This is a genomic window from Senegalia massiliensis (genome assembly GCF_900626135.1).
GTDB lineage: Bacteria > Bacillota > Clostridia > Tissierellales > SIT17 > Anaeromonas > Anaeromonas massiliensis.
This window is the reverse complement of the sequence record NZ_LR130785.1, coordinates 986,011-998,300: the sequence shown is the minus strand read 5'-3', so window position 1 is coordinate 998,300 and position 12,290 is coordinate 986,011. Positions and strand designations below refer to the sequence as shown.

The following is a 12,290-nucleotide window of genomic DNA, read 5'->3' as shown; positions in this document are numbered from 1 at the left end:
AAAATAATACTCCTCACTACTTCCCGTTTAATAGTTTTTCCCTTTTTATTTATATTTTTTTATGATATATTTCTTTTAATTGTTTCATTATTACCACACCGATTATTTTTTATGATTTTACAATAGAATTTCTATATAATATAAAACTAACTAATATTATATAGATAGCTACACTATGTCATGGATTATACGGAAATAATCACGAAAGTTGTTTGTGCCAGATTTCTGTTCTAGATTCAACCTGAAAACCTATATCTTTATAGAAGTCTTGATTAGATCCTACATGTACTTTTGTAGCACCAAGTTCTTTAATTCGATTTATTCCTTCATATATAATTGATTTTCCTAATCCTTTACGACGATATTTAAGTATAGTTCCAACTGGTTCTAATATCCCTACCTTATTTGTAGAATCAAACCATAGTGTTACAAAAGATGCAATTTCTCCAATTTCATCTACTATACATAAATCAATGTCTTCATTATAATCAGGTGCATTAACCAACCCTGTATATCCTCTTGTACGTTCATTTATACGAGCTGGAACTTCTGATAATTCATTGTTAAATGCTCTTCCATGTGCTTGTGCTCTCTCTCTTGCACTGTAATTATTAGCAGGCTGAATCATAAATCCATCTGGCAAGTCAATGTTAAGTTGCTTTTTTATATCCATTGAACAATCTGTTTCATAATTACCTGTATTTGAATAACCTCTATCAACTAAAACTTTAGTCATTATATCTTTACATGCGTTATTAACCATGGGATATAGTTGTAAGTACCCATCTTTTAATATGCATAAATTCTTTTCTGCATATTCTATTAATATATTAATGAAGTCTTCACTATAATTTATTTCTCTTAGTTGAAAAAACACTTCACCATTATTCTCTTCTTCAGACGAAACAATAGCAACTATTTCATCGTTTTCATCCACCCACATTCCAACTGTAGAAGGCCATGTGTCAAATACTTCTAACCAATTGTGAGCAAAGTATCTACAAAAATTCCATCTATCAATATACCAATTACTAGATTCTTCACTATAAGTCTCTTTAAGAAAATCTCTAACCTTTTCAAAATCAGTTTGTTTAAATTCTCTTCTAAATACTGTCATATATTCTCTCTCCTAACGTTTGTTGTCTTTATCTTTCGGCCTTTTCCCTTGTCATAATTAAACTTAATATAAAGTTTGTCTTTATTTATGACTATAACCCATATATCTATAAGCTCTCATTCCTTTTATTGGTTATTACTATATACCATTTTATCATATTTTTCAAAATATTCATTTAATTTTAGCGTTTTCCAAATATATTTTTCAAAAAAAACAATCAAAATTATTCCCTTAAAATCTCAACTGGCTCTAAACCAAATACTCAAGCTATTTAATTATACACTCGACCTCTGTTCCATCAAGGAATCTAACAATTACGTTATATTGAAAAACTATTGTTTTTTCAAGCATCCTAAAATGTAATTGATAGATGACTTTTTTTCTACATAGTACATTAGGGCTTTTTCATTTCTAGTACACAATAGCCATCTAAATAAAATATGTTCCCTAAGACTAACTTAAGGAACATAAAACACATCTACATATTTACTTAAAACCTTCTAAACCTTGCTATTCCAATCTATTTCTTCTCTATCAACACGACTGTCTCGACGTGGCTTGAGAGTACAATAAAGATGTCGCTTAGACCTGGCTATCCCTTGTGGCAATATAGATTTTAAATTACAAACAACAAGACCCTCAAATAATTTTTTTATTTAAAGGCCTTGTTCATCATAATTTTATTATTTGTCATCGTAATGACCTCTACATTGAGCTATTTCAATCATATTATCTTGAATTCTATATACAAGACGATTTTTATCATCAATTCGACGTGACCACCATCCAGATAAATTTCCCTTAAGTGGTTCAGGTTTTCCTATTCCTTCATTCCAATTGCGATCAATGTCTTGGATAAGTTGATTTATTCGTTTTATTGTTTTTTTATCTTGACCTTGCCAATAGATATAATCATTCCATGCAATTTCTGTAAAATTTATCTTCATTGTTCCATTTCCTTCAATTCATCAAATGACTTAGAAATAAATTTACCTTCATCAGCTTCTTTTATAGATTCTATAAGAGTCCTCATATTAGATTCACTATAAAATGAATCAACCTGTGTTGTTATTTCAAAAGGTATACCACCTTCTCGAATACTTTGACGGATAAAGATATTAAAGGCTGTTGACATATTTAAACCCAATTCATCAAATAATTTCTCCGCCTTTTCTTTTAAATTATCATCAATACGAATATTTATCTGAGCCATGTTAATCACCCCTTTCAAATATATTATATATTGTTTTATATACATTGTCAATACAACGTATATGTTTTTTCGTTTATCATATGTTATGTAATTATTATAATAATATGTAATATTATGAACTAAATATTTTAAATTTATTTTTATCCCTTTTACTAGTTTTTTGAATTACATAACAAGAAATCATCAAATTACTTGACAAACACCTCTCCCATAGCTTTCTATATCTTTAATGCCATCAAAGAGTTCAAATTCATATCTGGATTCTGCAAGTGCATATACTTCATCAATAGTTCGAGGCTTAATATGATCCATAAGTTTTTCAAAATATCTTGTATTTTGGCTCCCCATCTGACTATAATGCTTTGCTAGTTTATTTAAGGCATCTACCTTAATTACTGGTGTTGTACTTTCAGAAACAATATTTAGTATACTGTCGGGAAAACTATGGCTATCAACTGCCACCTCACAATCATGGAGATAAGGTGTTTCTAATCTCATCAGTGCCTTTTCAACTTCAACATCTGAACATGGAAGATAGATATATTCATTCTCTCCCTTTGCAGTCAGCTGTACTGCTGCTATTGTTTCTTTCCATAGATATGGAGGGAACTGCTTTCCATTATATACTTGCTCAGGTACATATGCTATTTTTATATAGGACTCCATATGGTGTGATTATAGGATTAGGATTGTTTTTTATTACATCCATTGCATATGATTCGCCATCAAGTTCATCTAATTCTTTTGTCGATACTGCTTGCCTCTCTGTTAGATATAGGTCTTTCCCCACCTTTTCAAGATTATTAAAGTCTCTTACAAGACTATAGCAATGCATATTAAAACTTAGATCTATTAACTCTGCCATTGTCTTAGGGTTTTCTGCAAAGGATGCACCATAAAATCTTTCTATCTCTTTTTGACTAAATCCATCTAGTCTTTTCATTAAATAGTTCAGCTCATCTATATTACAGTTTTTATCATGCAGTATCCCTAGAAAGTTTCTATCCATGCTATTTTCAATATAGCAATTTGGTTCTGTAGTCATTTCTATTCCCAGTTCACTGCATATCTTATCTAAATTTTCCTCTTCAATGGGAAACCATATGGTTCTAGCCTTTTCATTTTCTCCATTAGATCTTTTAATTGTAATATTCAAGTCTTGTCCCTCCATTCTATTTTGTAATTAAAAATATATCTGTACCATCCCTTGTAATCAGTGAAGCATTAATAATTGTTTTAAAGGCCTTATCATCAATTAAATCTACATCTGCTATTTCACTGATCCTAATACTTTCTTTTCCTGTCCATATGGTTTTAGCCATTTGATATATGGCATAGCCTTCTGTACTTATTTGTTTAAGGTTAAACTTATTAAAATCAAATCCATTTGGTTTTACTGTGTGCTCTAGTAGATTCCATAGAGTCTCATCAGAAGTAAGGAGAAATATGACGGCAATATATCATAGGTACCAATATCTTGTTCGTAAATTACACGATAAAATCTTTCCTTATGATTTGAATGTAAGAATACTTCTCCTTTAAAGCTATCAGTAAGATGTTTCAACCTATCTTTAAATGAATAATTTCTTATTTTTCTAAAGCATTCATTTATTAAACCTTTATAACTAATCTTATCCATATTAGATAAGAAACTAGAATGAATGTCTCCACAATCATTGCATCTATTACTAACATTAATCACAGAATTACAGTCTTTAACACCTCCTTTACAATTAAAATAATTATTAATTACTATACCACTTCTTCTTGGTTGGAAATTAGGTGCCATAACCATCAGCTGTTCTATCCCTCCTAATGATGTTCCATACATAAATAATTTTGACATTGTTCTCAATCCTTTCTTTTAGTTTTTGAAATAAAAAAAGGCGAAGCCTATCGATCATAAGTTGATCGACGACTTCCCCTCTTAGATTTCTTCATTTAGTTTTAGTTTTATATAAAATAAATGCATTAAGACTTTTTTATCTTAATGCATTTATGGTTTTCATTTAAGTTTTTAAGTAATTAATTGTGGTTGAAAATTGGAATTTGTATATCTCAAAAGTTGTATTGCGGATAGTCTTTATACTTTTCGGGTAATTCATAATCGTAGTAATTCAGTTGTTCAATTAGTACCGACTTCTGTTGTGGAAATATCCACTCATTCAAATAATCAATAAAATCAGTTGACCCATAAATTGCTACTTTCTGCCCTCTTATTTCCTGCAACAGCTTTGCTCCATTTGGGTTTTTCCAAATCCAATTAGCAGCAAACTCCCAACAATACTTGTCTAAGTTATCTGCCACCTCATCTGGAACAGAATATATTCTTACTTTATCATCGTGACTGAGAATAACATTTTTCATATATACCCTCCAAATTTCTATTTGTCTAATTGTTTATAAATGGTTCATATTTTAATACCTATACGACGTTAAATATAAAGAATGTGCAGCAAATATTCAAGATTTATTTTAAATTTAAGCTTACAGGTATACTTACTATATCAAAAAATAAATCATATTCTTTATTTATGATATCTATATCCTTTTTTAACTTATCGATAGTTTCTTCCTTATTAGGTCTTATAAATCCTTCATTCTTTAAAGAATACCATATTTGTTGGTACAACTTTTCCTCTTCACTATTAGGAGAATACTCAGTATCATAAAATGGCATTATTATATAATCATTTAAAATTATATCCTCCAACGGCTTATTATCATGTCTCGTACTTAGTGTTACATCTTTTTCTAAAAATCCAATTATTCTAAGCTTTATTTCTTTCGTAGCCAATTCCAAATTCAAAACATCATTTAAATTATATTCATTAACATAATTACTTCCTAATATTATATTAACCATTTCATTTTCTTCTGAAATTATAAAATCCTTTGACTCGAAAGTCCTCCCTTTACTAATTTGTAAAGGAAAGTTCATGAAAAATCTTTCTCCTATTTGCATTGTTTTTAGGTCTGTAGAAATAAAGCTTTCAAGCCCTGTATTAATCTCTTGATTTATTGTGTCTTCAGAAATAGCAAAACCTTTTTTCCCAGTATAATTACCAATATAATGTAACGGTTGAAATTTAAGTTCAATATAATCGTGATTTTGGTTCAAGATAAGATTGATTTCTTTTTCAGTATCTAAAAAATTATCTGATGCAAATAACTCTGATGGTTCTGGATTGTTATCATGGCCAAATCTTAATAATATTTTTTGATATTCATCTTCTTTATTAATAACTGAAAATTTTTCTTTTTTATCCTCAATTTTTACATTATCATCTGCTGTGTTAGTTAAGATATCCGGTGCAGGATTCCTCTGACATGCTGTAATTGATAAAATGGTAATCAAAACAATAATTAAACTTATACCTTTCTTTTTCACAATAAATCTCTCCTCTCTGGTCTCCATACGCCGTATAAATCAACTGATGCGACGCTAAATATAAATTATGTTTAATTATTAAGCTACAAATTGGAATTTGTGAACTTCATGTTATGCTCATTACCCGAAGTTATTTAATACTGTTCGCTGTGAAAAATAAGCTCTTTTCCGTTCTCTTTTGCATATAAAATTTCATCAGCAACCGATGTGCCGATATAACCATCAATATCAACAATATAAACTGCATCGCAAATATCTATTTTCCTATAATGTGCTGCAACAAGACGCTTTTGTGCCTCGTCAGTTATAGGCTCATTCTGCTCATTATAGATGCATTGAAGTACATTAAACCCTTTTTCAACCTCCAGTCTCCAAGCAATCTGTTTCATTTTCTCTGCAAATTTCATACTACCACAAATTGTTATAGTTTTCATTTTGTTCACCTCATCAAATATAAATAATCTTCCCTACATTATGTGTATTATAATTCATTCCTTTCAATTATTTACTAAAGTGAAGATAAAATTGGTTGTTTTCTTCAGTATTATTAATTAAATTAAACCCAACACCTTTACAAATATTTTCAAAGTACTTATTATCTTGGAATGCATCTTCTTTATAGATTCCATAGGTAGTATTAACTTTCGAGCCATTCACATCTATATTTAGTTGAACTAAAAAGGGGTTTGCTTCGTTTATATTTGCATCCCAAATATAAAGTTCTCCTTGTTCTTTTAATACTCTGTATGCTTCTTGGATTACTTTACTATGTTGTTCTTTGTCAATATACATAAGAGTATAAAATAAGGTCACATTATCAAAAGTGTTATCAGTAAATTCAAGATTACAAGCATCCATTAAAAGTTTTGTAAATCCTTCTGGTGCATCGTCTAACTCATCCTGCCTATTATCTATAGCAGTAACTTGTGACTTATAAAGTCTGCCAATAATCCCTTCACCACCGCCACCTATATCAAGAATTGTGCCTTTTATTGTTTTATCCAAAGCTATTTTAGTCATTAAATGTATCCTCCTAAAAGAACTTATTAATAGTTTCACTACAAATTGAAATTTACCATCGTTCCATATTAGCTTGATGTTTTTGCAAATATACTTTTTCCAGCTCTTGTGGTGAAATATCATAACAAAGCATAACATCATTAAAATACATAAGAGTGTCACACATTTCCTCAATAAAATTATTTCGAACATCTATATCATCCATAATCATTTTATCTCCCTTTTTTTTGATTACATCAGCTATTTCACCTGCTTCAATTATCATCCATAGAAGTTTATCTCTTCCTCTGTCAGGCGAAAGAGGATTCCATTTATCTTTATATTTTTCTTGTAACTCCTTTTGGATTTCTTGCATTTTCTCAAAGTTAAAACCTGACATTGTCTTCCCTCCAAATTCTTATTCACCGGTATGTTAATCAATTATTATAGTCCATAACTTTTTACTGCTGAATATAAATCTACTGATGTACATTATATAATTATGCAACATTAACAGACCAAAATTCCTGTGATGCCGAATTCTACCATTGTATATTATAATAATTAATCTTAACTACTTCTCTTACGAAAAATATATGTAACAAAAAATCCTCTTTCATCTTTATCTTCAATATACTTAACTAATTCGAATGATTTTTTTACATCTTCAAAATCAGATGATTGAATCAAATCCTGTTTTCTAATTTTAGAATCAACCTGGTGTTTATGTCCAAATCCACAAACAAATAGAATCCCATTATCAGATATATGATTTTCAATATCTGCAAGTCCCTCCTTGCTTAATCTGTAATGATTGATTAAGATATTATCAAATACTCCGATATCATTTAAAGAATTCAATTTACTTAAATCGATTCTCACTGTATTCACAACATAATTACTTCTTTTAGCAAACATCTGCAAACGCTCAAGTGCCTTAATACTAAAATCCACTCCTGTAACCTTGAAACCCTCCTTAAGTAGAAATAGGGAATTTCTACCATCCCCACATGCTATATCAAGAATAGTTCCTTCTTTAAAGTACCTAACACAGTCAACTAGTGATTTTTCTGGACTTAATGGATTGTCATTTCTATTAGCAAATTTTTCATCCCAGAATCTTTTATCACCCATATACTCCATTTCAAAGCCTCCTATTTATGTTGCATATAATATTACAAATGATCATCTCTAGTATATAATTCACCTACCATTTTATCAACCAAATTTAACCATTTACTCTTCATATATATCTTCAACTATCCTATGTCATCTATAAAACACCCTATTTTTAAGGGTCAAAAAACGGTGTTTTTTCACTGTTCTTTGACCCAAATTTCACCCTCAAACCACTATATGTTGTGGTCAAGCCCTGCTATTCCTCCTCCAAACCACAATACGTCATCAGAATTATACTCTCAACGTGGATTGAGAGGACAGAATGAATGTCATTTGTGTATGTCCGTTCTCGGAAACATATCCACGACACTTTTTGCACTATCGGTAGACGGGAACATATCCATTACACTTCACAATTAAACTTAATGCGCTCTTTCATATAAACCGGAATCTGTTGGTTACTTGTATTCACTCGGAACAGGAATATTAAATCCCTCACACAATAGTTTTACATCATGCACATCTGTATAGCAAAATTTTAACCTATGATAAAACGTTCATAAGCTATCTTTTTTCCTGTAGCCGTTTTAAAATTCTCATCTATACATCTTTTTATTTTTTGCTGTTCCTTTTCTTTATCCATAACCGTTAAGTTCTCAAGCAAATCTGCTTCCCATTGTATCTGAAAATCAGGGCCATCAATTTTAGAAGGAGTGTGATGGTTACCTATTATAAAGCATATTCGATCAATATTTTTGTCATATTCTACTTTTTTTAATATATCTTTTGCTACTGTTGGTCCCTCTATCTCCTGATAAGGTCCATCTATTGAACCATACTTTTTTTGTGCTTCAACAGCACCAATATCATGTAGTATAGCAACAATACGAATTAATTCTTTTTCTTCTGCTTCAACATTTTCACCTTTCATTATCTCTTCTGCATTTTGTAAAACCTTGAGAGTATGGTCAATTCCAAAAGGAATTTCTTTGAAGATTTCTTTCATCTCTTTAATAATTTTTTCCATATACATTGATTGCCCCTCCTATTTTCCCATTAATTGTTCTAATCCCACATCTGATGTTAGCTCTTCAAGATTATTAAATATTTCCTCTTCGCTCCAATTCCACCATTGAAGCTTTAGCAAGAATTCAATCTTTTCGTCACTAAAGCGTTTTTTGATAAACTTAGCTGGATTCCCACCATATATTGTATATGGCTCAACACTTTTCACTACTGTTGAATTAGCGGCAATAATCGCACCATCACCAATTACAACGCCTGGCATAATGGTTACATTTTGACCTATCCAGACATCATTACCAATCACAGTATCTCCCTTAAAAGGAAGTTGTTCTATTGTAGGAGTAACCTTTTCCCATCCACAGCCAAAGATATTAAAGGGATAGGTTGTAATTCCATCCATTCTGTGGTTTGCTCCATTCATAATAAACTTAACACCCTCTGCAATTGCACAGAACTTACCTATTATCAGTTTATCCCCCAGAAATTCATAATGATGCTCAATATTATCATAAAATTTCTCAGGTGACTTTTTGTTATCACTATAATAAGTATATTCGCCAATTTCTACATTAGGGCGTTTAGGCAAATTACTTATATAGCAAACGCTCTTTATATTCTCATTCGGATAAAGCTTTTTCTTATCTGGTCCCGTCATTGAATATGGACTCCTTTCAGGTATTCAACCTCATTTACTAGTCTTTGAAGAATCTCTATTCCTTTTCTTGTACAATCTACATCAGTTGATATTAAGGAAATAACCTTATCGACCCTTTCCTTGTAATCGCTTGGCTTGATCTTAAAATCTTCAATCATCTTAACAGCCTTTTTTTCATTTATACAGTATTCTTTATTTATTGCAAACAAGACTTGATTAAGGGAAGATATGCTTCGAAAGCAATGTCCGCAAACATAGGATACATCGTCTTTATCAATATTCTTCTCAGCAAACATTAAAGAGAAACCTGCCTCAAACATAAAAAATTCAGTTAATCCCTTCTGCAAAGCGGTTGGATAACGTTCTGCTTGCTTTTTAAACTCATAAAAGTTTTCATCATTAGCATATTGTATCTTGCTGATCGCCAATTCTCCACGATACATAGCACTTATATAACCATGTGGATGCCCAGTCTGATAATTGGCAGTAACACTTCCTTGCTCCGTATCTTTGATTATTTGTTCCACCCGTTTTATATCACGTAAAATCAAGTCAACATGATACCCGTTTATAACTAACCATCCGCCACCATTAATCCAATCACCCCACGCTCCGGGAGGTACAACAAGGTCGATTCTATTCTCATCATCCAATTCTGTAGCAATTTGATTAATCGCTGTCAGGTCAAATGATTCTGAATTGTAATAGATTCCGATATCTATATCAGAATCCTCTGTATGGGTACCTCTTGCACGGGAACCCCCTAATACGATGCCTTCTATATAAGGCAAAGAGGATAATTTTTCTGTCACTGATTGAATAATATTATCTACCATATCAAAACACTCCTTTATTACTTTTTATTATTCATCTAACAATTTAATAACTGGAATAAGTGGGCAAACTAGGGCAATACCAACTATTAGGGTTCCAGATATTAAAAACCAATTATTTACACCATTTCTATCAGCAAATATTCCTGATAGAATTAAACCTAGCGGCATAGCCAGTGACATAATGCTTCCTGTAAAAGAAAACACACGTCCTAAATATTCAGGTTTAATTTTTTCTTGAAAAAGAGCCATTTGAAACTACTTATTCAGCAATCGCGCCCAGTTGAAAGGATCCTCCAGGATTAATCGTATATTATATATTTTCCTTCCTCCTGTATCTTTTTTAAAGATGTAAGCATATTATTTATTTCTTCATCAGAATGTCTTTCCCATGATCCTAATTCAGCTATTATTTTCAAAGGAGATTTAGATCTATAAGAACGTGTGGGGTTTCCAGGAAATCTTTTATCAGTTAAGTTCGGATCATTTTCAAAATCACCTAATGGTTCTACAATATAAATTCTTTCCTTTGATTCAGATGCTGCTAATTCAGCACCCCATTTAGCAGCATTTAATGTTGCAGTAAAATATATATAGTTGGATTTTTTATCTTGGTAATTTGATAAGTGTTGCGGTTTTAATAAATCTCCAATTTTAAGTTCTGCTTTAGTACCATGAAAGAAAGGTCCATTATCTAAAACATCATGTTTGTTATCCATACTGATCCACCTCTTATATTTTTTTTGATTTATGCATATCATTTATTATCTATATCTTTTTCTGCTATACTTATATTCAAATTCCCTTATGTCATCTATAAATCACCCCAAAAATAGGGGTCAAAAAACGGTGTTTTTTCACTCATTTTTTGCTCCAAAACCGACCTCGAACCACTATATGTTGTGGTCAAGTTCTACTTTTTGCCCTCTGAACCACAATGCGTCATCAGAATTATACTCTCAACGTGCCTTTTGAGTACAATAAAGATACCATAAGGAGATGGTACCCCCTTGATGGAAGGGTAATCTGCGATAGATTCATCTAATTCTCAGCATTCCTCTCTAGCAGACAAGCCGTCTCCATATGCAGTATCACATTACTCTTATATATTTAAATATTGATGTTAATCCAATCAGCTGTATTTTTTACAACTTTATCAACAAATATTTTATCCTTCTCAAGAATATTGAAAGTATGATTTGCATTATCAACAATTCTATATTCCCTGATTTCTCCATTACAAGCACTCACGATTTCTTTAGCGTGTATATATGGAACGAGTTCATCCTCTGTCCCTGAAACCGCCAGTATTGCTCCTTTGTATTTCGATAAACTGTCCATTGGATTAGAATCGCGAATATCATCAAACCACTTCTTAGACAAGATTAAATCATTGCGCCAAAACATTGGTATTTTTGCATATTCATTTCTAGATGCTTCTTCGTAATATTCTTGAAACCATCCTTCAAAAACACCTGCTCCATTATGACAAGCTCCGGACCAGCTAACTGCAACTTTTATTTCTTCAGGGTATTTCCCTATAAATTCTGCCATTACACGTGCCCCTTGGCTAAATCCTAAAATTCCGATTCTACTTGAATCAATTTTATTGCAATCACGAAGATATGCATGTATTTTTTCAGTATCACTGACTTCTCCATAAAATGTTAAATCCTGTTGTTTTGCCAGACTTTCACCACAACCTGCAAAGTCAAAGCGTATAGATGCAATACCTCTTTTTTTAAGGGATTCTGAAAGTTTAACAAATAGATTTCCTACTTCATCCTTAAAAGAACCTGTCCCATGACACAAAATGACAGCAGGAAATTTGTCACCGCTATTTGGACTGCTTAAGATGGCAGGAATATCATATGATTCACTCTTTATCAAAATTATATTTTCCATTGTATCTTTCCTTTCAATAATAAATAATCTTT

Annotated in this window: 18 protein-coding genes and 1 pseudogene; all 19 read right to left on the bottom strand. The window is 31.3% G+C overall.

The window, feature by feature from the left end; genetic code table 11:
- Positions 1-199: 199 nt before the first annotated feature.
- Positions 200-1,117 carry a GNAT family N-acetyltransferase gene (locus tag E0D94_RS04885; protein ID WP_130806168.1) on the bottom strand — a complete coding sequence of 306 codons (918 nt, stop codon included), beginning with the start codon at positions 1,115-1,117 and terminating at the stop codon, positions 200-202.
- A 683-nt stretch (positions 1,118-1,800) separates the two neighbouring features.
- A complete protein-coding gene (locus E0D94_RS04880) occupies positions 1,801-2,064 on the bottom strand; it encodes a Txe/YoeB family addiction module toxin (RefSeq protein ID WP_130806167.1) in 264 nt (87 codons plus the stop codon).
- Positions 2,061-2,330, bottom strand: coding sequence for a type II toxin-antitoxin system RelB/DinJ family antitoxin (locus E0D94_RS04875; protein ID WP_130806166.1), 270 nt, complete (start codon positions 2,328-2,330; stop codon positions 2,061-2,063). The genes E0D94_RS04880 and E0D94_RS04875 overlap by 4 nt, the downstream gene beginning before the upstream one ends.
- A 183-nt stretch (positions 2,331-2,513) precedes the next feature.
- Positions 2,514-2,996 carry a hypothetical protein gene (locus tag E0D94_RS04870; RefSeq protein ID WP_130806165.1) on the bottom strand — a complete coding sequence of 161 codons (483 nt, stop codon included), beginning with the start codon at positions 2,994-2,996 and terminating at the stop codon, positions 2,514-2,516.
- On the bottom strand, positions 2,962-3,486 hold the full coding sequence (locus E0D94_RS04865; protein WP_207289638.1) for a hypothetical protein: 525 nt from the start codon (positions 3,484-3,486) through the stop codon (positions 2,962-2,964). Before E0D94_RS04865 ends, E0D94_RS04870 begins: the two co-directional genes overlap by 35 nt.
- 16 nt (positions 3,487-3,502) lie before the next feature.
- The gene (locus E0D94_RS15025; protein ID WP_242620481.1) at positions 3,503-3,652 is read right to left on the bottom strand and encodes a hypothetical protein; all 150 of its coding nucleotides are present in this window, start codon (positions 3,650-3,652) and stop codon (positions 3,503-3,505) included.
- An 83-nt stretch (positions 3,653-3,735) separates the two neighbouring features.
- Entirely contained in the window at positions 3,736-4,176 is a 441-nt protein-coding gene (locus E0D94_RS04860) for a hypothetical protein (protein ID WP_242620480.1), read from the bottom strand.
- A 212-nt stretch (positions 4,177-4,388) separates the two neighbouring features.
- A complete protein-coding gene (locus tag E0D94_RS04855) occupies positions 4,389-4,697 on the bottom strand; it encodes a hypothetical protein (RefSeq protein WP_130806164.1) in 309 nt (102 codons plus the stop codon).
- Between the two features lie 103 nt (positions 4,698-4,800).
- Positions 4,801-5,721: a hypothetical protein gene (locus E0D94_RS04850; protein ID WP_130806163.1), complete on the bottom strand. Its 921-nt coding sequence runs from the start codon at positions 5,719-5,721 to the stop codon at positions 4,801-4,803.
- Positions 5,722-5,855: 134 nt separating this feature from the next.
- Positions 5,856-6,155, bottom strand: coding sequence for a hypothetical protein (locus tag E0D94_RS04845; RefSeq protein WP_130806162.1), 300 nt, complete (start codon positions 6,153-6,155; stop codon positions 5,856-5,858).
- Positions 6,156-6,222: 67 nt separating this feature from the next.
- Positions 6,223-6,741 (bottom strand): class I SAM-dependent methyltransferase, encoded by a 519-nt coding sequence (locus E0D94_RS04840; RefSeq protein WP_130806161.1) that lies wholly within the window; start codon positions 6,739-6,741, stop codon positions 6,223-6,225.
- A 52-nt stretch (positions 6,742-6,793) separates the two neighbouring features.
- Positions 6,794-7,120: a nucleotide pyrophosphohydrolase gene (locus E0D94_RS04835; RefSeq protein WP_130806160.1), complete on the bottom strand. Its 327-nt coding sequence runs from the start codon at positions 7,118-7,120 to the stop codon at positions 6,794-6,796.
- 170 nt (positions 7,121-7,290) lie between these two features.
- On the bottom strand, positions 7,291-7,863 hold the full coding sequence (locus E0D94_RS04830) for a class I SAM-dependent methyltransferase (protein WP_130806159.1): 573 nt from the start codon (positions 7,861-7,863) through the stop codon (positions 7,291-7,293).
- A gap of 514 nt (positions 7,864-8,377) precedes the next feature.
- The gene (locus tag E0D94_RS04825; protein ID WP_130806158.1) at positions 8,378-8,872 is read right to left on the bottom strand and encodes an HD domain-containing protein; all 495 of its coding nucleotides are present in this window, start codon (positions 8,870-8,872) and stop codon (positions 8,378-8,380) included.
- 12 nt (positions 8,873-8,884) lie between these two features.
- Positions 8,885-9,520 (bottom strand): Vat family streptogramin A O-acetyltransferase, encoded by a 636-nt coding sequence (locus E0D94_RS04820; RefSeq protein WP_130806157.1) that lies wholly within the window; start codon positions 9,518-9,520, stop codon positions 8,885-8,887.
- Positions 9,517-10,356, bottom strand: coding sequence for a nucleotidyltransferase domain-containing protein (locus E0D94_RS04815; protein ID WP_130806156.1), 840 nt, complete (start codon positions 10,354-10,356; stop codon positions 9,517-9,519). The genes E0D94_RS04820 and E0D94_RS04815 overlap by 4 nt, the downstream gene beginning before the upstream one ends.
- Positions 10,357-10,383: 27 nt before the next feature.
- Positions 10,384-10,608: pseudogene (locus tag E0D94_RS04810) on the bottom strand (MFS transporter); the annotation flags it as partial.
- Between the two features lie 47 nt (positions 10,609-10,655).
- Positions 10,656-11,072: an NAD(+)--rifampin ADP-ribosyltransferase gene (arr, locus tag E0D94_RS04805; RefSeq protein WP_130806155.1), complete on the bottom strand. Its 417-nt coding sequence runs from the start codon at positions 11,070-11,072 to the stop codon at positions 10,656-10,658.
- A 391-nt stretch (positions 11,073-11,463) separates the two neighbouring features.
- Positions 11,464-12,258, bottom strand: a complete 795-nt coding sequence (locus tag E0D94_RS04800; RefSeq protein WP_130806154.1) for an alpha/beta hydrolase family protein — start codon at positions 12,256-12,258, stop codon at positions 11,464-11,466.
- Between the last annotated feature and the right edge of the window lie 32 nt (positions 12,259-12,290).

Coding starts and splice junctions, on each gene's coding strand:
- E0D94_RS04885 (WP_130806168.1), bottom strand. CDS start 1,117: ATGACAGTATTTAGAAGAGAATTTAAACAAACTGATTTTGAAAAGGTT.
- E0D94_RS04880 (WP_130806167.1), bottom strand. CDS start 2,064: ATGAAGATAAATTTTACAGAAATTGCATGGAATGATTATATCTATTGG.
- E0D94_RS04875 (WP_130806166.1), bottom strand. CDS start 2,330: ATGGCTCAGATAAATATTCGTATTGATGATAATTTAAAAGAAAAGGCG.
- E0D94_RS04870 (WP_130806165.1), bottom strand. CDS start 2,996: ATGGAGTCCTATATAAAAATAGCATATGTACCTGAGCAAGTATATAAT.
- E0D94_RS15025 (WP_242620481.1), bottom strand. CDS start 3,652: ATGGCTAAAACCATATGGACAGGAAAAGAAAGTATTAGGATCAGTGAA.
- E0D94_RS04860 (WP_242620480.1), bottom strand. CDS start 4,176: ATGTCAAAATTATTTATGTATGGAACATCATTAGGAGGGATAGAACAG.
- E0D94_RS04855 (WP_130806164.1), bottom strand. CDS start 4,697: ATGAAAAATGTTATTCTCAGTCACGATGATAAAGTAAGAATATATTCT.
- E0D94_RS04845 (WP_130806162.1), bottom strand. CDS start 6,155: ATGAAAACTATAACAATTTGTGGTAGTATGAAATTTGCAGAGAAAATG.
- E0D94_RS04840 (WP_130806161.1), bottom strand. CDS start 6,741: ATGACTAAAATAGCTTTGGATAAAACAATAAAAGGCACAATTCTTGAT.
- E0D94_RS04835 (WP_130806160.1), bottom strand. CDS start 7,120: ATGTCAGGTTTTAACTTTGAGAAAATGCAAGAAATCCAAAAGGAGTTA.
- E0D94_RS04830 (WP_130806159.1), bottom strand. CDS start 7,863: ATGGAGTATATGGGTGATAAAAGATTCTGGGATGAAAAATTTGCTAAT.
- E0D94_RS04825 (WP_130806158.1), bottom strand. CDS start 8,872: ATGTATATGGAAAAAATTATTAAAGAGATGAAAGAAATCTTCAAAGAA.
- E0D94_RS04820 (WP_130806157.1), bottom strand. CDS start 9,520: ATGACGGGACCAGATAAGAAAAAGCTTTATCCGAATGAGAATATAAAG.
- E0D94_RS04815 (WP_130806156.1), bottom strand. CDS start 10,356: ATGGTAGATAATATTATTCAATCAGTGACAGAAAAATTATCCTCTTTG.
- arr (WP_130806155.1), bottom strand. CDS start 11,072: ATGGATAACAAACATGATGTTTTAGATAATGGACCTTTCTTTCATGGT.
- E0D94_RS04800 (WP_130806154.1), bottom strand. CDS start 12,258: ATGGAAAATATAATTTTGATAAAGAGTGAATCATATGATATTCCTGCC.